23 protein-coding genes are annotated in these 24,588 nt (G+C 61.5%); 18 read left to right on the top strand and 5 right to left on the bottom strand.

The annotated features are described in order from the left end of the window. Positions 1 to 4: 4 nt before the first annotated feature. Positions 5 to 1,501 carry a CoA-acylating methylmalonate-semialdehyde dehydrogenase gene (locus D1227_RS15815; protein WP_119405332.1) on the bottom strand — a complete coding sequence of 499 codons (1,497 nt, stop codon included), beginning with the start codon at positions 1,499 to 1,501 and terminating at the stop codon, positions 5 to 7. Between the two features lie 110 nt (positions 1,502 to 1,611). Between D1227_RS15815 and D1227_RS15810 the strand changes: the two genes are divergently transcribed. From D1227_RS15810 to D1227_RS15800, 3 genes are all read left to right on the top strand, one after another. Continuing rightward, positions 1,612 to 2,481 (top strand): LysR family transcriptional regulator, encoded by an 870-nt coding sequence (locus D1227_RS15810; protein WP_119376907.1) that lies wholly within the window; start codon positions 1,612 to 1,614, stop codon positions 2,479 to 2,481. Positions 2,482 to 2,784: 303 nt separating this feature from the next. Next, complete coding sequence (locus D1227_RS15805) at positions 2,785 to 3,477, top strand: response regulator transcription factor (RefSeq protein WP_233350123.1); 693 nt, start codon at positions 2,785 to 2,787, stop codon at positions 3,475 to 3,477. Further along, a complete protein-coding gene (locus D1227_RS15800) occupies positions 3,477 to 4,502 on the top strand; it encodes a sensor histidine kinase (protein ID WP_158586678.1) in 1,026 nt (341 codons plus the stop codon). Before D1227_RS15805 ends, D1227_RS15800 begins: the two co-directional genes overlap by 1 nt. Here D1227_RS15800 and D1227_RS15795 read toward each other — a convergent pair whose 3' ends face one another. The 3 genes from D1227_RS15795 to D1227_RS15785 are packed head-to-tail and all read right to left on the bottom strand — an operon-like array spanning position 4,503 to position 7,103. Continuing rightward, entirely contained in the window at positions 4,503 to 5,384 is an 882-nt protein-coding gene (locus tag D1227_RS15795; RefSeq protein ID WP_119405330.1) for an amidohydrolase family protein, read from the bottom strand. After that, positions 5,381 to 6,436: a 4-oxalomesaconate tautomerase gene (locus D1227_RS15790; protein WP_119405329.1), complete on the bottom strand. Its 1,056-nt coding sequence runs from the start codon at positions 6,434 to 6,436 to the stop codon at positions 5,381 to 5,383. The genes D1227_RS15795 and D1227_RS15790 overlap by 4 nt, the downstream gene beginning before the upstream one ends. Further along, positions 6,429 to 7,103, bottom strand: a complete 675-nt coding sequence (locus D1227_RS15785) for a 4-carboxy-4-hydroxy-2-oxoadipate aldolase/oxaloacetate decarboxylase (RefSeq protein WP_119405328.1) — start codon at positions 7,101 to 7,103, stop codon at positions 6,429 to 6,431. The genes D1227_RS15790 and D1227_RS15785 overlap by 8 nt, the downstream gene beginning before the upstream one ends. A 103-nt stretch (positions 7,104 to 7,206) precedes the next feature. On the opposite strand from D1227_RS15785, the gene D1227_RS15780 reads away from it, so the two are divergent. From D1227_RS15780 to D1227_RS15710, 15 genes are all read left to right on the top strand, one after another. After that, positions 7,207 to 8,373 (top strand): LysR family transcriptional regulator, encoded by a 1,167-nt coding sequence (locus D1227_RS15780; RefSeq protein WP_119405327.1) that lies wholly within the window; start codon positions 7,207 to 7,209, stop codon positions 8,371 to 8,373. Between the two features lie 62 nt (positions 8,374 to 8,435). Further along, the gene (locus D1227_RS15775; protein WP_119405326.1) at positions 8,436 to 9,302 is read left to right on the top strand and encodes an NAD(P)-dependent oxidoreductase; all 867 of its coding nucleotides are present in this window, start codon (positions 8,436 to 8,438) and stop codon (positions 9,300 to 9,302) included. Then, positions 9,299 to 10,327: an amidohydrolase family protein gene (locus tag D1227_RS15770; RefSeq protein WP_119405325.1), complete on the top strand. Its 1,029-nt coding sequence runs from the start codon at positions 9,299 to 9,301 to the stop codon at positions 10,325 to 10,327. Before D1227_RS15775 ends, D1227_RS15770 begins: the two co-directional genes overlap by 4 nt. Then, positions 10,324 to 11,340 (top strand): aromatic ring-hydroxylating dioxygenase subunit alpha, encoded by a 1,017-nt coding sequence (locus tag D1227_RS15765; protein WP_119405324.1) that lies wholly within the window; start codon positions 10,324 to 10,326, stop codon positions 11,338 to 11,340. Before D1227_RS15770 ends, D1227_RS15765 begins: the two co-directional genes overlap by 4 nt. Beyond that, positions 11,333 to 11,737, top strand: a complete 405-nt coding sequence (ligA, locus tag D1227_RS15760; protein WP_119376916.1) for a protocatechuate 4,5-dioxygenase subunit alpha — start codon at positions 11,333 to 11,335, stop codon at positions 11,735 to 11,737. Before D1227_RS15765 ends, ligA begins: the two co-directional genes overlap by 8 nt. A gap of 1 nt (position 11,738) precedes the next feature. After that, the gene (locus D1227_RS15755; RefSeq protein WP_119405323.1) at positions 11,739 to 12,584 is read left to right on the top strand and encodes a class III extradiol dioxygenase subunit beta; all 846 of its coding nucleotides are present in this window, start codon (positions 11,739 to 11,741) and stop codon (positions 12,582 to 12,584) included. Next, entirely contained in the window at positions 12,584 to 13,525 is a 942-nt protein-coding gene (locus tag D1227_RS15750; RefSeq protein WP_119405322.1) for a Gfo/Idh/MocA family oxidoreductase, read from the top strand. The genes D1227_RS15755 and D1227_RS15750 overlap by 1 nt, the downstream gene beginning before the upstream one ends. Beyond that, on the top strand, positions 13,525 to 14,694 hold the full coding sequence (gene pobA / locus D1227_RS15745; protein WP_119405321.1) for a 4-hydroxybenzoate 3-monooxygenase: 1,170 nt from the start codon (positions 13,525 to 13,527) through the stop codon (positions 14,692 to 14,694). The genes D1227_RS15750 and pobA overlap by 1 nt, the downstream gene beginning before the upstream one ends. Then, a complete protein-coding gene (locus tag D1227_RS15740) occupies positions 14,691 to 15,686 on the top strand; it encodes an aldo/keto reductase (protein ID WP_119405320.1) in 996 nt (331 codons plus the stop codon). The genes pobA and D1227_RS15740 overlap by 4 nt, the downstream gene beginning before the upstream one ends. A 107-nt stretch (positions 15,687 to 15,793) precedes the next feature. After that, positions 15,794 to 17,425, top strand: coding sequence for a Na/Pi cotransporter family protein (locus tag D1227_RS15735; protein ID WP_119376921.1), 1,632 nt, complete (start codon positions 15,794 to 15,796; stop codon positions 17,423 to 17,425). A 65-nt stretch (positions 17,426 to 17,490) separates the two neighbouring features. Continuing rightward, the gene (locus D1227_RS15730) at positions 17,491 to 17,847 is read left to right on the top strand and encodes a DUF3147 family protein (protein WP_119405319.1); all 357 of its coding nucleotides are present in this window, start codon (positions 17,491 to 17,493) and stop codon (positions 17,845 to 17,847) included. 39 nt (positions 17,848 to 17,886) lie between these two features. Beyond that, entirely contained in the window at positions 17,887 to 18,675 is a 789-nt protein-coding gene (locus D1227_RS15725; RefSeq protein ID WP_119405318.1) for a CPBP family glutamic-type intramembrane protease, read from the top strand. Positions 18,676 to 18,904: 229 nt separating this feature from the next. After that, complete coding sequence (locus tag D1227_RS15720; protein ID WP_147373336.1) at positions 18,905 to 19,729, top strand: hypothetical protein; 825 nt, start codon at positions 18,905 to 18,907, stop codon at positions 19,727 to 19,729. 172 nt (positions 19,730 to 19,901) lie between these two features. After that, on the top strand, positions 19,902 to 21,449 hold the full coding sequence (locus D1227_RS15715; protein ID WP_119405316.1) for an acyl-CoA carboxylase subunit beta: 1,548 nt from the start codon (positions 19,902 to 19,904) through the stop codon (positions 21,447 to 21,449). 16 nt (positions 21,450 to 21,465) lie between these two features. Further along, positions 21,466 to 21,693, top strand: a complete 228-nt coding sequence (locus D1227_RS15710) for an acyl-CoA carboxylase biotin carboxyl carrier protein subunit (protein WP_119405315.1) — start codon at positions 21,466 to 21,468, stop codon at positions 21,691 to 21,693. A 131-nt stretch (positions 21,694 to 21,824) separates the two neighbouring features. Here the strand turns inward: D1227_RS15710 and D1227_RS15705 are convergent, their stop codons facing one another. After that, positions 21,825 to 24,527, bottom strand: a complete 2,703-nt coding sequence (locus tag D1227_RS15705) for an AAA family ATPase (RefSeq protein WP_147373335.1) — start codon at positions 24,525 to 24,527, stop codon at positions 21,825 to 21,827. Positions 24,528 to 24,588 lie beyond the last annotated feature (61 nt).

The raw sequence follows: 24,588 nt of genomic DNA, 5'->3' as shown, positions 1-24,588 counted from the left end.
GCGATCACTGCATCGTCGGGATGATGAAAGCCTGGTCGCCGATATCGCCTTCCGGCCAGCGCTGGGTAACGGTCTTGATCTTGGTCCAGAAGCGCACGCCTTCGGGGCCATGCTGGTTGGTGTCGCCAAAGGCTGAGCGCTTCCAGCCACCGAACGTATGATAGCTGACCGGCACCGGGATCGGCACATTGATGCCGACCATGCCGACGTTGACCTGCGCGGCAAACTCGCGCGCGGCGCGGCCATTCGAAGTGAAGATCGCAACGCCATTGCCATACTGGTGATTGCTTGGGAGCGCCGCCGCCTCTTCCAGCGTCTCGGCACGCACCACCTGCAGCACCGGGCCGAAGATCTCTTCCTTGTAGGATTTCATGTGCGGCTTCACATTGTCGAACAGGTTCGGCCCGATGAAATAGCCATTCTCGGCGCCCTGCATCTTCAGGCCTCGACCATCGAGCAGGAGATCGGCGCCCTCATCGACACCCATCTGGATATAGTCCTCGACCTTGGCCTTGTGCGCGGCCGACACGACCGGGCCGTACTGGGCGTCCGGATCGGTCGACACACCAACCTTCAGGCCCTTTGCGGCGTCCAGCATGCGCTCAACGAACTCGTCGCCGGTCTTCTTGCCGACGGTCACGGCAACCGGCAGCGCCATGCAGCGCTCGCCAGCCGAGCCATAGGCCGCGCCGACAATGTCCTTGACCGCCTGCTCCATATTGGCGTCCGGCATGATGATGCCGTGGTTCTTCGCCCCGCCCATGGCCTGCACGCGCTTTCCGTGCGCCGTGCCGGTGGCGTAGACATACTGTGCGATGTCGGATGAACCGACAAAGCTGACAGCCTTGATCTCCGGATGCTTCAGGATCGCGTCGACGGCGGTCTTGTCGCCGTGCACGACATTCAGCACGCCTTCCGGCGCGCCCGCCTCGAGGAACAGCTCGGCGAGCCGCACCGGCACCGACGGGTCCTTCTCCGATGGCTTCAGCACGAAGGTGTTTCCGCAGGCGATCGCGACAGCAAACATCCAGCACGGGATCATGGCGGGGAAGTTGAATGGCGTGATGCCGGCGACGACACCCAGCGGCTGGCGCATCGAATAGACGTCAATGCCGGGGCCTGCGCCCTCGGTATACTCGCCCTTCTGCAGGTGCGGGATGCCGCAAGCGAATTCGACGACGTCAATACCGCGCTGCACGTCACCCTTCGAATCGGCGACCACCTTGCCGTGCTCGGAGGAGAGCAGCTCGGCCAGCTCGTCGATGTTCTGCTCAAGCAGACCCTTGAACTTGAAGAGCACGCGGGCGCGGCGCTGCGGGTTGGTCGTCGACCATTCCGGCAGCGCGGCCTTGGCCGCCTCAACAGCCTTGTCGACTTCGCCTTCCGTCGCCAGGCCCACCCTGGCCTGCACTTCGCCGGTATTGGGATTGTAGATGTCACCGAAGCGGCCCGACTGGCTTTCAACGCTCTTGCCGGAGATGAAGTGATGCACGCTGCGCATGGCTGAGGCTCCCTGATATGTTGTCTCGTCCTATCGTAAGGACGGCGACCATGCGGGTACACTAAAAGGTTTGCAGCTGACACCTGCAATTTTGCAGGTTAAAAGCCGCCATGAACTGGGACGACCTGAAGATCTTTCTCGACGTGGCCCGCCAGCCAAAGCTGGACGAAGCCGCAGCGCACCTGCACCTCGATGCGACCACCGTCAGCCGGCGGATCAAGCGGCTCGAAACCGAACTCGGCCTGACGCTGTTCGAACGCACGCGGCGCGGCCATGCCCTCACGCCAGCAGGCGAAAAGCTCGCCGACCGGGTCGAGGCCATGGAGTCGCTCTCCTTTGACATCATGGCCGAAAGCACACGGGAGCAGACCGCGGCGGGCCGCATCCGGCTCGGCGCCACAGAGGGACTCGGATCGGCCGTCATCGCCCCGGCCCTGGCCGACTTCCGGCGGGCCCACCCGAACATCGACGTCGACCTGATCGCCCTGTCCGGTTTTGTCAGCGTCCCGAAACGCCAGGCCGACATGTCGGTCCTGCTGACCCGGCCGAGCGCGGGACGCCTCAGGGTGCGCAGGCTCACCGACTATTCGCTGCGTCTCTATGGCACGGCCGAGTATCTTGCCGCCACGCCGCCGGTTCACTCACGCACCGACCTCGAACAGCACACGCTGATCGGCTACACCGAAGACCTGATCTATTCCTCGCAGCTGCGCTATCTCGATGAGCTGCTGCCCGGCCTCACCCCCCATCTGTGCAGCCCGAGCATTGTTGCCCAGCTTGAAATGGTTGCGGCGGGGGCCGGTCTCGGCATTCTCCCGGTCTTCATGGCAGACCGTGAGCCTCACCTCGTCCCGGTGCTCGCCGGAGACATCGAAGTGCGGCGCTCCTTCTGGCTGGCCGTGCACGAGGACGTTGCCGGGCTCAAGCGCAACAGCCTCATGGCCGGGTTCCTGGCAGAGCTTCTGGCATCCCTGCCATGAGCAGGCCGGGCGGGTTCTGGAAAAGAAGGGAGAGGACGAAGCGAAGTGCCGGGTGGGGTGTGGCACTCGCTCCGCCCTCCGCGACAAGGCAGGCCTCGCCGCTCTTTAGTGCCTGACTTCGCAAGGCGAAGTCGAATGGATGCTTGCTAAGCTTAGCGGCACATGAACCCTGATATATCGGGCAAAACTGACATCTCGCTGACGCGGCCTGTGGCATGCCGATTGCTGTTCAGCACCACGGGACACGACAGGTTGCTCGTGTTCGCGTAGTCTCAATGGGTTGCTGGCGGGAATGGCCGGCAAATGAGCAGCAGGCAGATCACGATGCGTGTCCTGGTAGTCGAAGACAACAAGAAGCTGGCCATGCTGCTGTCTGAACGCCTTATGGTGCGCGGCATAGACAGCGATGTCTGCCACGCGCTGGACGATGCCGGCGCCTGCCTTCATGCGGGTGGATACGACGCAATCCTGCTCGATCTCGGCCTGCCGGACGGCGATGGCCTGACCTGGCTTTCGACTCTCCCGCGAGAGCGCGCGCCCGTCCTTGTGCTGACGGCACGCGGATCGCTCGAGGACCGCGTGCGTGGACTGGACAATGGCGCGGACGATTACCTCGTAAAACCGGCTGACGCCGAAGAAATCGCCGCCCGCCTGCGCGCCATTTCGCGGCGGCCGGGTCACCGTCTGGATCCGGTCCTGACGCTCGGCGCACTGACCTTCCACACCGCCGACCGCCAGCTCTTCGTCGACGGCGAACCGGTCTCTCTCGGCGCCAAGGAGGCCAACATGATCGAAGCCCTGCTTCGCCGGCCCGGACGGGTCGTGGCGCGTGAGCAGCTCGAAGCGGCCGTTTACGGATCGATGGAAGCCGTCACACCCAACGCGCTGGAAGCTGTCGCCTCCCGCCTTCGCAAGCGGCTGGCCAATGCATGCGGCGAAGACATGCTGCATACTGTGCGCGGTGTCGGCTATTATCTCGGGACGGGAAGAACCTGATGCAATCCATTCGATCGAGACTGCTGGCAGGGCTGGCGATCTCCGGGCTGATCGGCGGCTCGGTACTCGTCCTGCTTGTGACCCAGCAATACGGTCTGCTGACCGGGCACCACCTATCAACGACACAGACCCTGCACGAGATCTTCGACCATGTGGTGCTGCCTGTGGGTGTGTTTCTGACCCTCTTCGGGATCGGCGCCTTCCTTGTCGTACGCGACCTTGAGCGCAAGCTTCGCGCGACAGCAAGGCAGGTCAGTCTCGCGGCGGGCTCCCTGCAGGCCTACCAGGCCCCGGTCGAGACGCTGCCGACGGAACTCCGGCCCTATGTGACGGCGGTCAACGACCTCATCCTGCAGCTTTCGAGACATGCCGAGCGCCAGGAAGCCTTTGCCGCCGATGCCGCGCATGAGCTGAAGACCCCGCTCGCCCTGCTTGCGCTGGAGCTGGACAAACTTCCAGAGCACGACACCAGGCGGCTGCAGGAGTATCTGACAGCGCTTTCCGACATGATCGACCAGCTGCTGCTCCTGGCCAGGAGCAACGTCACAGAGATCGCAAAGGACAGCCGGATGATCGATCCGGTCGATCTTGGCCGGCGTATCGTGGAGGACATGGCCCCCGCAGCCATCGGGAGCGGACGATCACTCTCCTTCGAGACGCACGATCCGTCCCCTTTCCCGGGGCTGGAGGAAGCCGTTGGCGCAGCCGTTCGAACCCTGGTGACGAACGCCCTGCGGGCCACGCCGGAGGGTGGGAATGTCTCGGTCATCGCCGGACCTGGCGCCTGCATAACCGTGTCCGATGGCGGCAGCGGCCTCGACGCAGCGACGCTGAAAAAGCTGAAAGCAAGGGGCGTTCGTGCAGACATTGCGCCGGGCGGTGCTGCCGGGCTGGGCCTTGCTATTGCCGACCGGATCGCCGAGTCGCATGGCGGAGAACTGCAGACCTGCCTGCCTGAGACGACCGGCCTGAAACTCATCTTTCCCGAGCATCCCGGCCGGACAATGCCGGCCGCCGCCGAATAGCTAGGCCTGCCGCTCATCCGGCCAGTAAAGCTGCATCGGATTGTCGACGAGCAGCTTCGTGCGGAGCGCTGGCGTCGGCGCGAGGCGCGGGATGAGGTCAACCAGCGCACCATCGTCGGGAATGGCATCCTGCATGTTGGGATGCGGCCAGTCCGTGCCCCACAGCACGCGATCCTGGAATTCCTCCACCAGGGGCGCAACGCTCTCCACGAAATCGTCAAAGGGCGGGCCCTGCTTCGACAGGCGCTCGGCGCAGCTGACCTTGGTCCAGACATGCGGACGGGCCCGCAGGAAAGTCCGGAAGGCCTGCATTTCGGCGCCATCGGGCCCATGGCTGACATCCGGGCGCCCCATATGGTCGATGACGATATCGGTCGGGATCGCATCCATGAAAGGCGTCAGCTCATCAAGCAGGTCCGCCTCGAAATAGATGACGACATGCCAGCCCAGCCGGTCGATCCGCCGGGCCACCTCGAGGAATCGGTCTTTCGGCGCGTCATCGACGAGCCGTTTCAGGAAGTTGAACCGCACGCCCCGGATGCCACCTTCGTGAAGCGCATCGAGGCCGTCATCGCTGATCGCCGGATCGACCACGGCGACCCCGCGCGCCCGTCCGTCCGATTTGGCAATGGCATTGAGGGTCGCGCGGTTGTCGGTGCCGTGGCAGCTCGCCTGGACAATGACATTGCGGGCAAAGCCGAGATGATCACGCAGCGCAAACAGCTTTTCGGGGCCAGCATCCTCGGGATGGTACTTGGCCTTGGGGCTGAACGGGAAATCGGCTTCTGGTCCGAAGACATGGCAATGCGCGTCGACAGCGCCGGGCGGAGGCACGAAAGCCGGTCTTGATGGCGACAGCGTCCAGCTCCTGATCCGGGTCATGCGAACACGTCTCCGTCCATCAGCTTGCGCGCCGTGCGCAACAGCGCGGCCGCCTCGACATCGCCTGACTTTCCCATCGTGAGGATACAGCTCATCTCACCGGTCGGATGCTCGATGGACAGCGTCTTGCGCCGACCGCCGGGAATGTCCGCAACGCCAGCGGCGGGCGAACCGGGCAGCAGGCAGGCCGTCGCGACGGTAACAGCACCCAGCACACCAATCGAGGCATGCGCGCGGTGCGGAATGAAGCTGCGGACGCTGACAGCGCCTCCATGCTTGGGCGGGGCAACGAGCATAAGCTTTGGCACCGACTTGTCCGTCACATCGCCAAGATTCATCAGCGGCCCTGCCGTCAGACGAATCTGCTCGATCCTCCTTTTCAGGTCCGTGTTGGCGTCGAGCTCATCACGCGTCTCATAGCCCGTCGCGCCGACATCGCCAGCCTTCATCACGATGCAAGGCATGCCATTGTCGATCAGCGTGCAGGCCACGCCCTCAATCGTGTCGGCCTCATTGCCGGTGGGCAGTAAGGCGCCGCAGCTGGACCCGGCTGTATCGCGGAATTCGAGCGGAATGGGCGCATGCGTGCCAGGCACGCCATCAATCGACGTCTTGCCGGTGTAGCGGACCTTGCCGCCGGGCGTTTCGACCTGCGCGACGGCGGTCTGGCCCGTATTCTCCATGAAGATGGTCACGGGCGTGGTCTCTTCGCCCGCGGCGACCAGCCCGCGCTCTATCGCGAAAGGGCCCACGCCGGCGAGCATGTTTCCGCAGTTCTGCTGGTCGCTCACCAGCGCCTGATCGACGAAGACCTGCAGGAACAGATAGTCGACATCGGCGCAGGGACGGGACGACTTCGAGACGACGGCCACTTTGCTGGTCAGCGGGTCGCCGCCGCCCATCCCGTCGATCTGGCGCGTGTCGGGCGAGCCCATGACGCGCAGGAGAAAGGCGTTTCTCTCATCCGCATCCGCAGGCAGGTCCTCCTTCAGGAAAAAGGCGCCCTTCGACGTGCCGCCGCGCATCCACATGCAGCGAACGCCATCAGACATATTTGAGGCCCATCTCTTTCAGCCGGGGGCGCATGTCATAGATGTCGAGGCCGAGTTCGCCAGCGGCGAGGCGCTCGCGTTTTTCCTCTTCCCTGGCTTCGCGCGCCTTTGCCTGCACAAGGACCTGTTCGGCCTCTTCGCGGGCAACGACGCACACCCCATCATCGTCGGCAACAATCACGTCCCCCGGACTGATCGCAGCGCCGGCGCACACGACGGGCACATTCACCGAGCCGATCGTGTTCTTCACCGTACCCTGCGAATAAATCGCCTTCGACCAGACCGGAAAGCCCATTTCGGTGAGGTCACGCACGTCGCGCACACCAGCATCGATGACGAGACCACGGCAGCCCCTTGCCATGGCCGATGTCGCGAGCAGGTCACCGAAATAGCCGTCCTCGCAGGGGCTGGTCGGGGCGAGGACGAGAATGTCGCCTGCCTTCAGCTGTTCGATGGCGACATGGATCATCCAGTTGTCGCCCGGCGGGGCGGATATCGTGACGGCCGACCCGGCAATCCGCGCGCCGCTATAGATCGGCCGTAGACGGCTGGCGAGCAGGCCCTTTCGCCCTTGCGCCTCATGCACCGTGGCGACCCCGGCCCTGCCCAATCCGTCGATCACGTCGCTCGCTGCCCGCTGGATCGACTGAACCACGACACCGCTCATCGCGAAAACCTCCACTTTGAAACAGGAATGTCTTAGTCGCCGGCAGCGGATTTCGGCCATTCGTACTTAGACATAACTATAAGCATATGCTAATAGTCGGGCGATGGATCCCTGGGATTTCAATCTCCGCCATTTGCGGGCGTTCGTAAAAACCTTCGAACTGGGAACACTGCTGGCCGCCTCCCGGGCCGTACATATTTCGCAACCAGCGCTGACGCAGGGCCTGGTCAGGCTCGAGGACCAGCTGAATGTGCGTCTTTTCGACCGTCAGAGCGATGGCATGGTGCCGACGCAGGCCGGTCACCTGCTCGCCCCCCGCGCCGCCGCCGCACTCGAACTGATCCGCTCGCCGAAAGTCACGCACGCCCAGGTCCGCGCCTTTGTCGCGCTCGCGCGGGGCGGCAGCTATGCCGAGGCCAGCGCCGCCACTGGGCTTGCCAAGGCCTCGCTGCATCGCGCGGTCGCCGACCTCGAAGCCTCGCTCGGTATGCGTCTCGCCAAACGCCGGGGCCGCGGCGTGGAGCTGACCAATGCCGGCAAGGCCGCCGCCCGCCGCTACCGGATCGCGCACGCGGAACTCGCCGCCGCGATTGACGAGATACGCCAGATGCTTGGCCAGAGAGCCGGTCAGCTTTCGATCGGGGCGATGCCGCTCTGCCGGGCCCGCGTCCTGCCGAGCAGCATTGTGGCCTTCCAGGACCGCAATCCGGGCAGCCAGATCTTCGTGGCTGAGGGCTCGCATGTCGAACTGATCGAACCATTGCGTGACGGCGACCTCGACTTCCTGATCGGCGCCTTGCGCGACCCGCCGCCCGGCCCGGACCTCGTGCAGGCGCCCCTCTTCAATGACCGGCCCGTCATCCTGGCCCGCTCGAGCCACCCCCTGGCGCAGAAGGCCGAAGCGGTTACGCTTGAGGACGTTGCAGCCTTTGAGTGGTGCGTCCCGCAAAAGGGCGTGCCGCTGCGTGACCGCTGGGAGGCCATGTTCGACGAAATCGGTATCGCGTGCCCACGTGTACGGGTCGAATGCGGCTCGGTCATCACCATCAGGCAGATCCTGATGAAAACGGACTGCCTGACCCTGCTGTCGCCCGACCAGGTGAAAGTCGAGCTCGAAGCCGGCTGGCTGACGGTGCTCGCCAATGCGCCCGAAACCCTCACCCGCACGATCGGCCTGACCTATCGCGAAGGCTGGCGGCCGACGCGCCTGCAATCGGAGTTCATCGACACGCTGAAGGACATTTCAGCACAAGATATTCTGTTCGTTTAAGCTTATAGTCTGGATCGACTTCCAATTGGCGCACGCCCGGGACATGTGCCTATCCAGACGCCATGACTGTCCGCACGGCATTTCTCGGATTTGGCGAAGCCGCGAGCGCATTTGCGTCCGATCCCCGCTGGACAGGTGATGCCTTTGGTTACGACCTGAAGCTGGACGATGCGGGAGCCCGCGACGCCAAGATGCGCGACTTCGGAGCGGCGGGCGTGGACGCCTCTGCGTCTTGCGAAGACGCCATTTCCAGTGGCGATCAGGTCCTGTCCCTGGTCACAGCCGACCAGTCGCTTGCCGCAGCCAAGACGGCGTCTGGCTACCTCAACGAAGGCACACTCTTTTTCGACATGAATTCAGTCGCCCCGCAGCGCAAGCGCGAGGCAGCCATCTTCATCGGGGCGGCTGGCGGGCGCTATGTCGATGTCGCGGTAATGTCGCCGGTCTACCCCGCGCAGCTGGATGTGCCGCTCCTGCTCAGCGGGCCGCATGCCGAAGACGGCGAGCGGGCCCTCAAGGCGCTGGGGTTCGGCAAGGTCCGCCAGGTCGGTGCTGAGATCGGCCGCGCGTCGGTCATCAAGATGATCCGGTCCGTCATGGTGAAAGGCATTGAGGCGCTGACCGCCGAATGCGTGCTGGCCGCCGATGCAGCCGGTGTCGTCGATGAGGTCTTGGAATCGCTCGGCGCGGAATGGCCAGGCCGCGCAAACTATAATCTCGAGCGCATGCTGGTTCACGGCAGTCGCCGGGCCGCGGAAATGGAAGAGGTCTGCGCCACGCTTGAGAGTCTCGGCATCCAGCCGGCACTGACGCGAGGTACCGTCCGCCGCCAGCGAGAGCTTGGCCTGCTGGGCCATCACACACCGCCCACGCGGCTGGAAGACAAACTCTCGCTCATTTCAGGGACAAAGGAGGCGCGCACCGCATGAGCCTCATCATCGACTGTCATGGGCACCATACGGTTGCCCCCCAGAAGCACCTCGACTACCGCGCGGCGCAGAAGGCGCGCCTTAAGGACCCGTCGCTGCCCCGGCCAGACCGTCCGCACATCAGCGATGACGAAATCCGGGAAGGTATCGAGGCCAACCAGCTGAGACTGCTGCGCGAGCGCGGCGCCGACATGACGATCTTCTCGCCACGCGCCTCCCGCATGGAGCCACATGTCGGCGACCCGGAAACGGCGATCGACTGGTCGCGCGCCTGCAACGACCTCATTGCCCGGGTCGTCGATCTTTACCCGGAGACCTTCATCGGCGTCGGCATGCTGCCGCAAAACCCGAAGGCTGACATGACAGCCTCAATCGCGGAGCTGCACCGCTGCGTGAACGAGCTCGGCTTTGTCGGCTGCAACCTCAACCCTGACCCGTCGGGCGGCCACTGGACGACGCCTCCGCTGACGGACCGCTACTGGTACCCGTTCTACGAAGCCATGTGCGAGCTCGACGTGCCAGCCATGATCCACGTTTCGGGCTCGTGCAATCCGACATTCCACGCCACGGGCAGCTATTACATCGCCGCCGACACGAACGCCTTCATGCAGTTCATCGAAGGCGACCTTTTCAGGGACTTCCCGGAACTGCGCTTCATCATCCCGCATGGCGGCGGCGCGGTACCCTATCATTGGGGGCGCTATCGCGGCCTCGCCGACATGCTCGACCAGCCCGCGCTCGACGGTCATGTCATGCAGAACGTCTATTTCGATACCTGCGTCTATCACCAGCCGGGCATCGATCTCCTGTTCGAGGTGATAGACACGAAGAACATCCTTTTCGGCTCGGAAATGGTCGGGGCCGTGCGCGGCATCGACCCGCAGACCGGCCAGTATTTCGACGACACCAAACGCTATGTCGATGCGCTGAACCTCTCCGCGGAGGATCGCCATGCGATCTTCGAGGGCAATGCAAGGCGGGTCTATCCGCGTCTGGACGCAAGGCTGAAGGAGATGGGAAAGTGACCTTTATCCGCAACAGATGGTATGTCGCCGCCTGGGATGGCGAAGTCGCCAATGCGCCGCTCGCGCGGATGATCTGCAACGAGCCGATCGTACTGTACCGCAAGCTCGACGGCACGGCTGTCGCCATGCGCGACGCCTGTCCGCACCGTTTGCTGCCGCTCTCCATGGGCATGCGCGAGGGCGACAATATCCGCTGCAAGTATCACGGCATGGTCATCGCGCCGGAAGGCAAGCCGTGCGAGATGCCGCTGACCCATGAGCGGGTCAATGAGAAGATCACCACGCCGGTTTACCCGGTCGTCGAGAAGCACCGCTATGTCTGGGTCTGGATCGGAGAGCCCGAGAAGGCCGACGAAAATCTGGTCCCCGACTTCTGGCCCTGCTCGGCCGAAGGCTGGGTCTTCGATGGCGGCTACATGAAGGTGAATTGCGACTATCGCCTGTTCATCGACAATCTCATGGACCTGACCCACGAGACCTATGTCCACATGGGGTCCATCGGCCAGAAGGAACTGATGGAGGCGCCGCTCGAAACGCGGGTGGAAGGCGATGAGGTATTCCTGTCGCGCTGGATGCCGAATATCGATCCGCCGCCCTTCTGGCGCGAAGCCCTGAAGAAAACCGGCAAGGTCGACCGCTGGCAGATCTGCCAGTTCATCGAGCCTTGCTCGGTCATCATCGATGTCGGCGTTTCGCCGGTCGAGGCGGGCGACACGCTGGAAAGTCACGACTCCGGCGTGCGCGGTTTCGTCATCGACTCGATGACACCGGAGACCGAGACGAGCTGCCACTACTTTTGGGGCATGGCGCGCAATTTCGACATTCACGATGCCGGCGTGACCGCGCGCATCAAGGCCGGCCAGGACAACATCTTCAATGAAGACATCGAAGTCCTTGAAGGCCAGCAGAAGAATATCGCCCTCAATCCGGACATGAAGCTGCGCGTCCTGTCCATCGATTCCGGCGGTGCCCATGCGCGGAAGATCATCGAAAGGCTGATGGCCGATGCATAGAAGCGTCAGCGACTATATGAGCGAGTTCGACGATATCCCCGGCACGCGGGTCTATACGACCAGGCGCGCCCGACAGGGTTACTGGCTGAACCAGTTCTGCATGAGCCTGATGAAGCCGGAAAACCGGGAGCGCTGGCGCGCTGACGAAGCGGCCTATCTCGCCGACTGGAAACTGACCGACGCGCAGAAAGAGGCCGTCCTCGCGCGCGACTATAACCGCCTGCTCGATCTTGGCGGCAACATCTACTACCTCGCCAAGCTGTTCTCCACCGATGGCCAGTCCTTCGTCCAGGCCGTCTCGACGATGACCGGCATGAGCGTCGAGGACTACAAGGCCATGATGATGGCCGGCGGCCGCTCGCCCGACGGTGTTCGTTCCATCAGGGAGGGCACCTGACATGGCCAGGCTGACCGCAGGCATCGCCACGAGCCATGTCCCGCTGATCGGCGTGGCCATCGACCAGGGCAAGACCGAAGAGGACTACTTCAAGCCGATCTTCGCCGGCTATGAGTGGACAAAGGAATGGATCCGCAAACCGGAGAACAAGCCGGATGTCGTGATCCTCGTCTACAACGACCACGCTTCCGCCTTCGACATGAACCTGATCCCGACCTTCGCGATCGGCTGTGCGGAGGAATTCGAACCCGCCGATGAGGGCTGGGGCCCGAGGCCCGTCCCTGTCGTGAAGAATGATGCCGATTTTGCCTGGCACATCGCGCAGAGCCTGATCATCGACGAGTTCGACATGACCATCATCAACAAGATGGATGTCGATCACGGGCTGACCGTGCCGCTATCTGCCATGTTCGGGCAGCCTGATGCGTGGCCCGTGAAGGTCGTCCCGATCGCCGTGAATGTGGTCACCTACCCTGTCCCGTCCGGCGAGCGCTGCTGGAAGCTTGGCGAAGCCATTGCACGGGCCGTTGCCGACTATCCTGAAGACCTGAACGTCCAGATCTGGGGCACGGGCGGCATGAGCCACCAGCTGCAAGGACCTCGCGCCGGTCTCATCAACCAGGAATGGGACCAGAAATTCCTCGACGACCTGACGGCCGATCCACAGCGCCTGCGCAGCATCGAAGCGATCGAATACCTGCGCGAGACCGGCTCGGAAGGGATCGAAATGGTCATGTGGCTGATCATGCGCGGCGCCCTGCAGGGCGATGTCCGCGAACTTCACCGCCACTATCACGTCCCGGCCTCGAATACGGCCCTGGGACACATCGTATTGGAGAATGCCTGATGAAACTCGCACTCGCTGGCGCCGGCGCCTTTGGCGAAAAGCACCTCGACGGACTCGACAAGATTGAAGGCGTGGAGGTCGTTGCCCTGGTCGGCCGTACGCTCGAAAAGACGAAAGAGATTGCTGACCGGCGCGGCATCGCGACGGCGACGACAGACCTCGATGAGGTCCTCGCCATGGATGACGTCGACGCGGTCATCCTGTGCACACCGACGCAGATGCACGCCGCCCAGGCGATCGCCTGCATGAATGCGGGCAAGCATGTCGAGGTCGAGATCCCGCTCGCCGACAGCTGGGACGACGCGCAGGCCGTCATGGCCAAGCAGAAGGAAACCGGCCTTGTCTGCATGGTCGGCCATACGCGCCGCTTCAACCCGTCCCACCAATGGGTGCACAACAAGATCAAGGCCGGCGAACTCTCGATCCAGCAGATGGATGTGCAGACCTATTTCTTCCGCCGCACCAACACCAACGCCAAGGGCGAGCCGCGCAGCTGGACCGACCACCTGCTATGGCATCATGCCGCGCACACCGTCGACCTCTTCCAGTACCAGACCGGCGAGAAAGTCGTCGTCGCGCAGGCCGTTGAGGGCCCGCACCATCCTGAGCTCGGCATCGCCATGGACATGTCGATCCAGCTGAAGACCGAGACCGGCAAGATCTGCACGCTGTCACTGTCCTTCAACAATGACGGCCCGCTCGGCACCTTCTTCCGCTATATCTGTGACAATGGCACCTACATCGCGCGCTATGACGACCTTGTCACAGGCCGCGAGGAGCCGGTCGATGTCTCGAAGGTCGACATTTCGATGAACGGCATCGAGTTGCAGGACCGCGAATTCATCGCCGCCATAAGGGAAGGCCGCGAGCCGAACAGCTCAGTCGCAAAGGTCCTGCCCTGCTACGAGACGCTCTACGAACTCGAACAGGGCATGAAGTGATGAAAACCGATGTCGCCATCATCGGGGCCGGTCCGGCTGGCCTCATGCTCGCCCACCTGCTTCGCCAGGCCGGCATCGATGTTGTCGTGCTCGAACGCAAGTCGTCCGACTATGTGCTCTCGCGCATCCGGGCGGGCGTGCTTGAGCAGGTCACCGTCGATCTTCTCGACGAACTCGACCTTGGCGAGCGCATGCACAAGGAAGGCCTGCCGCATGAAGGCTTCTTCCTGGCCGATGGCGAACGCCTGATCCACATAAACATGGCCGAGCTGACTGGCCGGTCTGTCATGGTCTACGGCCAGACCGAGGTCACAAGGGACCTGATGGACGCCAGCGCGGCGCGGGGCGTCGAGGTGGTGTACGAGGCCGAAGATGTTGCCCTGCACGATATCGACAGCGAAAGCCCATATGTCACCTACCTGAAGAACGGCACCGAGCACCGCGTGGATGCCCGCTTCATCGCCGGATGCGACGGCTTTCACGGCCCGTCCCGCAAGGCCATTCCAGACGCTGTCGGCCGGGCCTATGAGCGGGTCTACCCGTTTGGCTGGCTCGGCATCCTTGCGGATGTGCCCCCCTGTAATGACGAGCTGATCTACGCCAATCACGAGAACGGATTTGCGCTCGCCTCCATGCGTTCGAAGACGCGCTCGCGCTATTACATCCAGGTCCCGCTCGACGAGAAGTTGTCGGACTGGCCCGACGACCGGCTCTGGGACGAACTGGCGACGCGCCTCGGCCCCGATGCGGCCAGCCACATCACCCGTGGGCCGGCGCTGGAAAAATCCATCGCCCCGCTGCGGTCCTATGTTTTCGAACCGATGCGGTATGGCAGCCTGTTCCTGGCAGGCGACTCCGCCCACATCGTGCCACCAACCGGGGCCAAGGGACTCAACCTCGCCTCTTCGGATGTGGCTTATCTGTCGCGCGCGATGATCCAGTATTTCAAGGACGGCAAGAGCGAGGGTATCGACGCCTATTCGCAGACCGCCCTTGCCCGGGTGTGGAAGTCGGAACGCTTCTCCTGGACACTGACGACGCTGATGCACCGCTTCCCGGATGGCGGGGCTTTCGGCCGGCGCATGCAGGTGGCCGAGCTTGACTATATTGCCGGTTCGAGGGCAGCACAGACCTCGATTGCGGAAAATTATATCGGACTGCCTCTATGACATTCTCGAAGCGCGCCATTGGCGGAACAGACCTCAACCCAGTCGGCCTGGGGTGCATGTCACTCAGCCAGGCCTACTTCCCGCTTCCGAGCGACGAAGATGGCGAAAGACTGCTGAACCGTGCCCTCGACCTTGGCTATGATCATTTCGACACCGCGCGGCTCTACGGTCTCGGCCACAATGAAAAGCTGCTGTCACGCGTGCTGAAGACACGCCGTGACGAGGTCTTCCTCGCCTCGAAATGCGGGATCGAGTTCGACGACGGCAAGCGCCGCATCGACTGCCAGCCGGCCACCATCCGCCGGGCCGTGGACAAGAGCCTTGCGACGCTGGGTGTCGACCGTATCGACCTCTATTACCTGCACCGGCGCGACTTCAACACGCCCATCGAAGAGAGCGTCGGCGCGCTGGCGGACCTGAAGACGGAAGGCAAGATCGGCGCGATCGGTCTTTCGGAGATGTCGTCGGCCACGCTGCGCGCCGCCCATGCCGAGCACCCGGTCGGAGCGATGCAGACCGAATACTCCCTGTGGACCCGCAATCCGGAGCTGGGCGTGCTCGAGACCTGCGGCGAGCTCGGCGTGGCTTTCGTTGCCTTCTCACCGGTCGCCCGGGGCGCGCTCGCGCGCGGTGTGAAGGATCCGAGCACGCTGCCAGACAAGGATCTGCGGCGCACGCATCCGCGCTTCGACGAGACCAACTGGCCGGCGAACCTGGCATTGGTCGAACAGTTCAACGCGCTCGCAGACGGGGCGGGCATCACGCCGGCGCAGCTTGCCCTGAGCTGGGTCCTGTCGCGCGGCGACCATGTCCATGTCATCCCTGGAACGGCGTCCATTCCTCATCTTGAAGAGAATTTCGAGACGCTGGCTCTCAATGTCAGCCAGGACGTCCTCGACAAGGCCGACAGGCTGATCAACCAGTCGACCGTCTCGGGACACCGTTATCCCGAGCGCCTGCAACGAACCATCGACACTGAAGACTTCGTCTGACCGCTCGACCCGGCCGGCGCGCCTATCCGTAGTCTCCACACTTGCACCCGCCCGCGCCGGGCGCCAAAACTCGCAGGCTGTAGCAAACGGGTCTCGCGCTGTGACTGATGGATAGCCTGTTTACATTCCTCGGCGGCCTCGGCCTGTTCCTCGTCGGCATGCAGGTGCTGACCGACGGGCTGAAAGGCCTTGCGGAAGAGACGCTTCGCAAGCTGCTGGTGCGCTTCACGCAAAGCCCGCTCAGCGGTGCGGTGACCGGGGCAATGGCCACCGCGATCCTGCAATCCTCAAGTGCCACGACCGTGGCAGCGGTCGGCTTTGTCGGCGCTGGCCTGCTGAGCTTCAACCAGGCGCTTGGCATCATCTTCGGCGCGAACATCGGAACGACCATTACCGGCTGGATCGTCGCCCTGGTCGGCTTCAAGCTCGAGCTGACAGCGCTGGTCTTTCCGCTCGCCTTCCTCGGTGCGATGCTGAACCTGTTCACCCGCGGCTGGATCCAGAAAACCGGCTGGGCGATTGCCGGCTTCAGCCTGATCTTCATCGGCATCGACGCGCTGCAATCGGGCATGTCGGTGCTGGAGAGCGCGGTCACGCCGGACACGTTTCCGGGCGACACCATCTTCGGTCGCCTGCAGCTTGTCGGGATCGGTATCCTCGTCACCATTGTCACCCAGTCCTCGAGCGCCGGCGTGGCAACCGCGCTGGTCGCGCTCAGCGTGGGCGCCATCTCCTTCAGCCAGGCCGCCGCCCTCGTCATCGGCATGGATGTCGGCACGACCTTCACCGCCTTCCTGGCGACGCTCGGGCGCGGCACCGCCATGCGCCGCACCGGCTATGCCCACGTCGTCTACAACCTGATGACCGGCATCATGGCCTTCTGCATCCTGACGCCCTTCGCGATGATCATCTCGAACTGGCTGGCGCTCGACCAGGCCGGCGACGCGCAGATCGCGCTCGTCGCCTTCCATTCCACGTTCAACATACTGGGCGTCATCGTGATCATCGGCTTCACGCGCCAGTTCGCCCGGCTGATCGAGACCATCGTTCCCGGCCGCGAGGGCGAGATGTTCGGCGAACTGGAAGACCGCCTCCTGCGCGATGGCACCGCCGCGACAGACGCCGCCGCCGGGCAGGCGAACCGCATCGCCCTGAGCCTGGTCCACAAGCTGGAGCGGATCCTGACCAATCCGTCAGCCCGCCATCTCGGTTCGACCGATGCCGAGGGGGCCGCGCTGGAAGAGCTGTCGGACTATGTTGTTCGCATCCGGACCGATCCGGGCTCGCCGGCCAATTACCGCCTGCAATCTGTCCTGCATGCCCTTGATCATATGTCCCGCCTGCAACGACGCATGGCGGGCCTGCGGGAGGCGCGGCTCAGCTTTGCGCAAGGCGATATCCAGGCCGCGGCCCGCAGCCTGAAGCCGATCCTGGGCGAAATCCATGACGGCGGCTTCACTGGCGAGCTTGTCGAGCGCCTCGATGCGGCGCGCCAGGACTTCCGTGACCAGCGCGAGACGCTGCGCCATGCCGCCATCGCCCACATGACCGAGGCCGAGCTCGATGCAGACATCGCCATGCGCCAGCTCGAAACGATGCGCTGGCTTCACCGGTGCACCTATCATGTCTGGCGCATGGGCGTTCACCTGGAGAATGCCCTCTCCAGCAGTCCGAAGGCGCTGCTCATCACAGAAGAGCACCGTATCGAAGCGGCCCAGCCTGCCCCGCCGGCGCAATGAGCGCGAGGGTGCGCAAAACCTGCTATCGCAAGCCGTGGACTGGCTGAAATCGTACCGGAGACACCATGCTTTACCTGCTCATCAAGGCCACGCTGTCGGCGATCATCATCGTTGCGATCTCGGAGATCGGCAAACGCAGCCCGGGCTTTGCAGCGCTCATAGCGTCACTGCCACTGGTCTCGGTGCTCGGCATGATCTGGCTGTGGCGCGACACCGAGGACACGGCCCGGCTATCGGCGCATTCGGCGGCGACCTTCTGGTATGTCCTGCCAAGCCTGCCGATGTTCCTCTTCATTCCATGGCTGCTGGATCGCGGCGTGCCCTTCTATGGCGCGCTTGCCCTCGGCGCGGCCCTGACGATTGCGCTCTATTTCCTTATGGTGCTGATCGTACCGAAGCTCGGCGTCGATCTCGGGAATTAGGTGCGCTGCGGCCCAAGGACTGAACCCGGGTGTGAGGCAATGACAGGACATAAAGGCCAATCCATCCTCTGGGCGCTAGGCCTGTGGATTGCGTGGACAGGTGCGACGTGGTGGCTCGAGGGGCGCATCAACACGCTCGGCCGGCCAGACGCCGTGGTAGAGCGACTGATCTACGCCATCCTCGCCAACCTGCTGATCGGCGTGCTTGCAGCCGGCCTCGTCCTTCGGCGGCGCTTCACGATAGCATCGGCCCAGCCGCGCCGTAGCGGCTTTGGACCGCTGCGCCGCTCGGCGCTCTTCGTACCTGCCGGGCTCGCTGCCGGCCTGCTTTTCTACATGGCCGGCGGCGCACCATCGCTTGATCCGGTCGTGATCCTGAACGCCTATGCGCAGGTCTTTGTGGTCTCCATGGCCGAAGTCATGGTTTGCTGGGCGGTAGTGGCCGGCTCTGTTCGGCGCAGTGTTGAATACCGGGCTTGGCTGGCGGTTCCGGCAGCAGCCATCATCGCGAGCGTCTTGTTTGGCGTTTATCACTTTGCCCACAGCGCGCCATTCAACACGCCCAGCATGGTCGCTTTTCTGAGCGTGATTGGCCTGGTAACAAGCGCGGTCTTTTTCCTGACGGAAGACCTCTACGCGACCATCGCCTTTCACAATGCGCTCGGCACGCTCGGCATTGTGCGGGCGCTGGACAGCGCAGGCAGCCTTGCCGCATTCGAGACCGTGCAATGGCCCCTCATCGCCACGGCCTTTGCCGGGCTGTGTATCCTTGTTGCGGTCGATGTGACGGTGGTGCGCCCACGAGGATTCGAACCTCGGACCCGCTGATTAAGAGGCAACCATAGAGCTCTGACTATATTGAGATTGTTGCCACCTTTTTCAGTTCTTTCAGACCTTAATATTGTTGGTGATTTTAGATGGGGTGGCAATCATGATGACCGAAACATCAGGTTGACAGACCTTTTGAAACGGACCTGACTGCCGAATTCAATCTGGTGTGAGCGTCGCACCAAGTTCTTCAGCTTGAACTCCGAGAACTCTGCATTTTAATTGCCTCATGAACTCAGGCGATCGACGCTTCTCTGTTTCGCTGCCCGCGCCTGTACGATCCGCAATCTATGCCAATTATCCAGTGTACAGGGCGATCATCACCATTATTGATAGACTTTCTGAGTTGCACGATCTGCAGATGATCACCCAACTATCCAGCACACCAGAACAGGCGCGAACACACCCCGTGCTGGACTTTACTATCGATGATGGTCGCTTGTTTCTTTTTCGGATCAGCTGTCCGGACCGAATATTCTTTCGATTCTCGACCCGGACCGACCTCAATCGCTTCCTGGAAATGGCAAAGCCCGAAGCTGTTCTCTCTGGGAACGAGTTGAGCGCCAATCCGAAAGGCTGGCCGATATACTTCGAGATGATGGCCGCCTTCCGTGCCACCGACGTTGACTATTCGCGTTTCGCAGATGTCTTGGTGGATGTCCTCGAACGATCGCCGACCCGGCGCACCGTGAGGCAAGATGGTGAAAGCGAATTGCAGGCGCTGCTGCGAGAGGTCAACAAGCCCCAGGATGAATATGTCTTTGACGAGATTATCAAGGGCATCCTCGACCGAATAGACGAAGACAATCTCGTCGATGTCATGGGGTCGCTCGCGGCATATGACCCGTATGCGGAGGAAGACCCCAGTAGTGTTCCCGGGATGAAGCTCATTTTGATGAATGACATGGTACGCGAGCGCGGCCGCCTCCTCGAACAGTGCCGAGCCTTGCTGCCCTCAGTCCGGCTAGAATTTGAAGCAATAGGAGCGCGCGCAACGTCTAATCTCGCAGAGCTGGACGCTTTGATCTCATATATCGACAAGAAACTCAGCTGAGGTAATCGCGATCGCGTGGGCAGGCGGAAGACATCCGCCCGGACCGAAAGGGGCCATCGATCTACAGGATGGGGGATTGTTCGCGCGGCTATGGTCGGAAGCGCATCAGATAATAATCTTGGTTGACTGACGGTCTTTGACTTCCAGGCAGGCAAAGGCGAATGTCGCTTTCATGAGCTGGAAATCAGAAGTCGATGAAATCAAACGGCGCCGGGAGCGGGCCATGCTGCAGGGCGGCGATGCGAGCGTCCAGCGCCAGCACGACAAAGGTCGCCTGACTATCCGCGAGCGGATAGCGGCCCTGATCGATGACGACAGTTTTGAGGAAATCGGAAAAGCTGCTGGCGCCTCGGAGCGTGGGGAGAATGGCGAGTTCCTGGACTTCACACCGGCCAATTTTGTGCTCGGTTTCGCCAAGATCGATGGCCGCCGGATCATTGTCGGTGGCGAGGACTTTACCCTGAAGGGTGGATCGCCATCTCCGGCAGGCCTCCGTAAATCAGTCTACGCTGAGGATCTGGCCCTTCAGTACAAGATGCCGCTCGTCCGGCTGCATGAGGGTGCTGGCGGCAGCGTTGGTGGGTCCGGTGGTCCGAGTTTGCCGGGGCCGGTCTTTTCTCCCTCACGGTTCAAGTCTGTTGGCCAAACGCTCGGAACACTGCCGGTGGCGTCCGCTGCGCTAGGCGCTGTTGCTGGCCTGCCAGCCGCCCGGCTCGTTTCCTCGCATTTTTCGGTCATGTCGAAGTCGACCGCCCAGTTGCTCGTGGCCGGGCCGGCCGTTGTTGAGCGCGCCATGGGAGAAAAGCTGACCAAGGATGAGCTTGGCGGCGCGCAGGTTCACACACGCAACGGTGCAGTTGATAACGCCGCCGAAGATGAGACAGAGGCGCTTGCCCAGATCCGCCGGTTCCTGTCCTACATGCCGAACAATGTATGGGAACTCGCGCCGGCTATCAGCTGTGACGACCCAGTCGACCGGCAGGAGGAGGCGCTAATCGAGATCGTCCCGCGGGAGCGGCGAAGGGCGTTTGATATGCGGCGGGTGCTTTCGCTGATCCTCGACCGCGACAGCTTCTTTGAAATGGGAAAGGGCTATGGACGCAGCCAGATCACGGGTCTTGCCCGGCTGAACGGCCATGTCATCGGCGTCTGGGCCAATGATGGCCGGCATCTCGCCGGCTCGATGACCGCCGACGGCGCCCAGAAGGCACAGCGTTTCATCGAGCTTTGCGAGACCTTCCACATCCCGATCGTGGCCTTTGTCGACGAGCCAGGCTTCATGATCGGCTCCAAGGCCGAACAGCAAGCGACAATCCGGCATGGCGCACGAACCGTCATAACGGCAGCCATGACGACTGTGCCATGGGCGTCGGTCATGGTGCGCCGGAGTTTTGGCGTCGCTCAGGCCGCTCATTACGGACCGGACGCTTATGTCCTCGCCTGGCCCTCCGCCGAAAGCGGACCGCTACCGGTCGAAGGCGGCGTAGCGGTCGCGTTTCGTCGAGAGATCGCTGCCGCCGAGGACCCAGACGCCAAGCGGCAGGAGCTGGAAGACATGCTGGCGGCTCGCCAGTCACCCTTTCCAAGAAGCGAGGCACTGGCGGTCCATGAACTCATCGATCCTCGCGAGACCCGACCCATGCTCTGCAAGTGGCTGGATCGGGTGCAGGGCCAGCTGCCGCACCTGCTCGGACCGCGCACCTTTGCGCTGAGACCCTAAGAACGAACGGGACACCATGTCTGAACACAAGATCGAACTCGAGACCGGCGGAACCGTCTGGAAGGTGCTGGTAAAACAGGGCGACACAGTCGCCGAGGGCCAAGAGCTCTTCATCATGGAAGTGATGAAAATGGAGGTTCCCTATACCGCCCCGGCTGCGGGTGTAATAACCGCTCTGAACATTGCTGAAGGCGACGTGTTGCAAGAAGGACAAACCGCCGCCGTGCTAGAATCAACGACCTGACTGCTAAATCCCGGAAGCAGACGAAACGATAGTTGAAGCCTCAAAACGAACTGACCCAACCACGGTAGTTGCCTTGCAACGGCCCAAGTCGATCCGAGCTTGTTTGGAACGGGCGAGAAAGTAGTTGCCTCTTACAAAAGTATTGCTTCCACGCCTTGTTCATACTTGCGGCCTTTTCGAAGCTTGCTTCTCCGTTCAGTAGCGATTTTGGCAAATTGCTTAAGGGCTTCGATATCCTGAACGATCTCATCCGCTTTAGGGAGGCCTGTTGGGAGGCTCTCGGCAGGATCATGTCCGGAATAATGGGAACATCTCTTCATTCCCTCGAATATCAACGGATAGTCACTTTCGGGATCAATACATGCTTCTTCAAGCCGTTGCGTCATGATCTCCGGCCTAAACCTTTGCACAACACGGTTGAGTAAGATCTCTTCTACAATTCTCTCCCAAGTATCACGCATCTGCGTATAAAGGCCGACGACTAGTGTTCTCAATTTCTCGTCGGTCGGATCATATCCCAACTCATCGAGGCTCTTGCTATTTGCTTCAATTTCATTGAGCCGTTCAGTCACGTTCTTCATCTGCCTCGGCTTCTGTGCATCGTCGATAATACCGAAACGGCTCTCACCAAGACTACTCATCCATTCTTCGTGACAGGCGACCTGAAGCCGGCGCGCCTCGGCACTAAGCATGTGATGAAACAGAATATTGTGTGTGAAGACAATCACCTGCCGACCTTTGGCAGCCTCCTCGGCCAATCGACGCGCAACAGATTGCATGCGTGAGTGGTCCAGCGATGAGACCGGATCGTCGATGATGATGCCGTGATCTCGGCCTATCTCTTCAAGCTCCGCCAAGAAACAGGCGAGCGCCAACCCACGTTGTTCCCCTTCGCTCAAGACTTCGCTATTATTGGCGACCCGCTGTCGGGCGGACAAAGCCACTTCGACTATGCTGTTACCCAAATCACCACGATCATTTAGATCGACCGGGATATGCGTCAGATGCAATGCCGATAGTTCATCCTTGAGCGCGTCCTTTAGAGACGGTGTGAGAAGTTTTCGACGACGCGAATTAATTTGACGGGTGATGGGGTGTAACTGACAAAGGCCTCTGCAAGCGCCAATTTTGAGTCGTTCTTCAAGCTTAACCAGACGATCAAGGATCACAGCAATTTCCTGGCTCAGCTTCTTGCGGTCGCTCAACTCCGCAATCCTCAGAGCCCACCTCTTCGCCTCCTGATCGTCAGCGGCAAGACGGTCGAATTCCTCGCTTTCCTCAGCCAGTTTCTTTTCATCGGCGGAAATCAAGTCGACGATGGATTCCGGGAGAGGCTCTAGCTCTTCAAATTTCGTATAGTCCTGTTCCTTCAACGCCTTCTTGAGAAGCGTCAGTCGCGCATTGGCCTTTCCGAAATATTCACCTATCTTCTCTGCAAGTGCCTTTCTCTCATCGTCCAACGCGCTATAGCCCGCGAGAATCGTTCCAACTTCGTCTTTGGACTTGATGCTGTAATTCGAAACTAGGGCTGCGGCCTGATCGAAAGCTGTTTTGGCTGCGGCCGCGTCCGCAGCGGCCCGATCCTCTAGGTACTCATCGAACGCCTTCAATCGAGCGGACGCATCATCGTCCAATTCTTGCTGACATAGAACGCATCGATCAGTTGTCGAAATCTGAGGCGGCTCGCCATTAGGGAAAGCTTCCAGTGCAAAATCACGCGCATATCTCAGCATCTGCGCCCATGTCTCAGATCCGATTTCGGGAATCGGCTGTCCTTTAAACAGGTCGCTTGCTGCTGCCTCAGCAGCCTCGCGTTTGCGAACGGCATCTTTCTGCTTTTCGGATAATGCCTTAATCGCCGTATCCCCAATTTTGCTCTCGAAATCGGAGATGTTGTTCCCCACTGTTCCTAGAGCCTGTTTGGCTTCGCGGCGTAAACGCGCGATGGCAACCGGATCGTTCTTGGTTTCTTCGATCAGGCGATCTAGCTCAGCCTGCTCCTCATCCGTCCAAACGGCGTTCTTTACGATGTCATCTTTGGACGGCAAATCTGCGAGAGCTGTTTCAGGCACCATTTTAGCTAGAAGACTTGAAACTACCGTACCTTCGTTAAAGCCGGTCGGCAGAGTGACTCGAAGATCATTATTGAGCGCATCTTCCCGTGTCTTAAATTCGTTGTCCAAGCTACGCACCGCAAGGCCAAGCTTATTAAGCAGGTCCAGCTCGTAGGGTAGAAACTCGATCTTGCGCTCTTTATCGACGTAAACTCTGGCGGAAGCCGTATCGAATACGGAAATTCGGGCGAGTTCCGACGGCGGCTTTTCATCACCACGCCAGACGAGTTCGTCCTTCTCTTGGTCTTCGCCACCGACACGAAAGCTAATACCCACCTCCGCCGGGGGTGGGGGAGTGTCGTCGTAGACATTACCTCGCAGTTTGCCTGTTTCCAGAGCGCGGCATGTTTGCTTTGCGATGCGGCAGTAGCCGCTTTTACCCGATCCATTGGGCCCGTAGATTAGTGTAACCCCGTTTACGGCAAAGCGGATGGGCGGCTGGTCCGATTCCAGCCGATCCACATGCTTCACAGGCCCAAGGGAAGCCAAAACTGTTTTAGGGGCGTTGCTGGAAGCCTCAGAGAGATGTTCCTGTGCCAAAGGCTCAAGCGCAGGGAGTGCCTCCACCGATAGGCCCTGAGATACTTCGATATACGTTCGTAATACTGAAAGATCCTCTTCGGTCAGTTCTCCATTTTCCGCAAGGCGACGCAAAGCGTCGCGCTGCCAAGTCGGCCGATTTTCATTGGACGCCCAATCTAGCGATTCTTCGAATGGCAAGAGTTCCCCCCTTCCGGTATTAATTTTCACAGATCGGCATTCATCCCGGCGCTAAATCAGT

This window comes from Henriciella mobilis, assembly GCF_003576315.1.
GTDB lineage: Bacteria > Pseudomonadota > Alphaproteobacteria > Caulobacterales > Hyphomonadaceae > Henriciella > Henriciella mobilis.
Note: the sequence above shows the minus strand (reverse complement) of the source record. Positions and strands in the feature narration are given on the sequence as shown.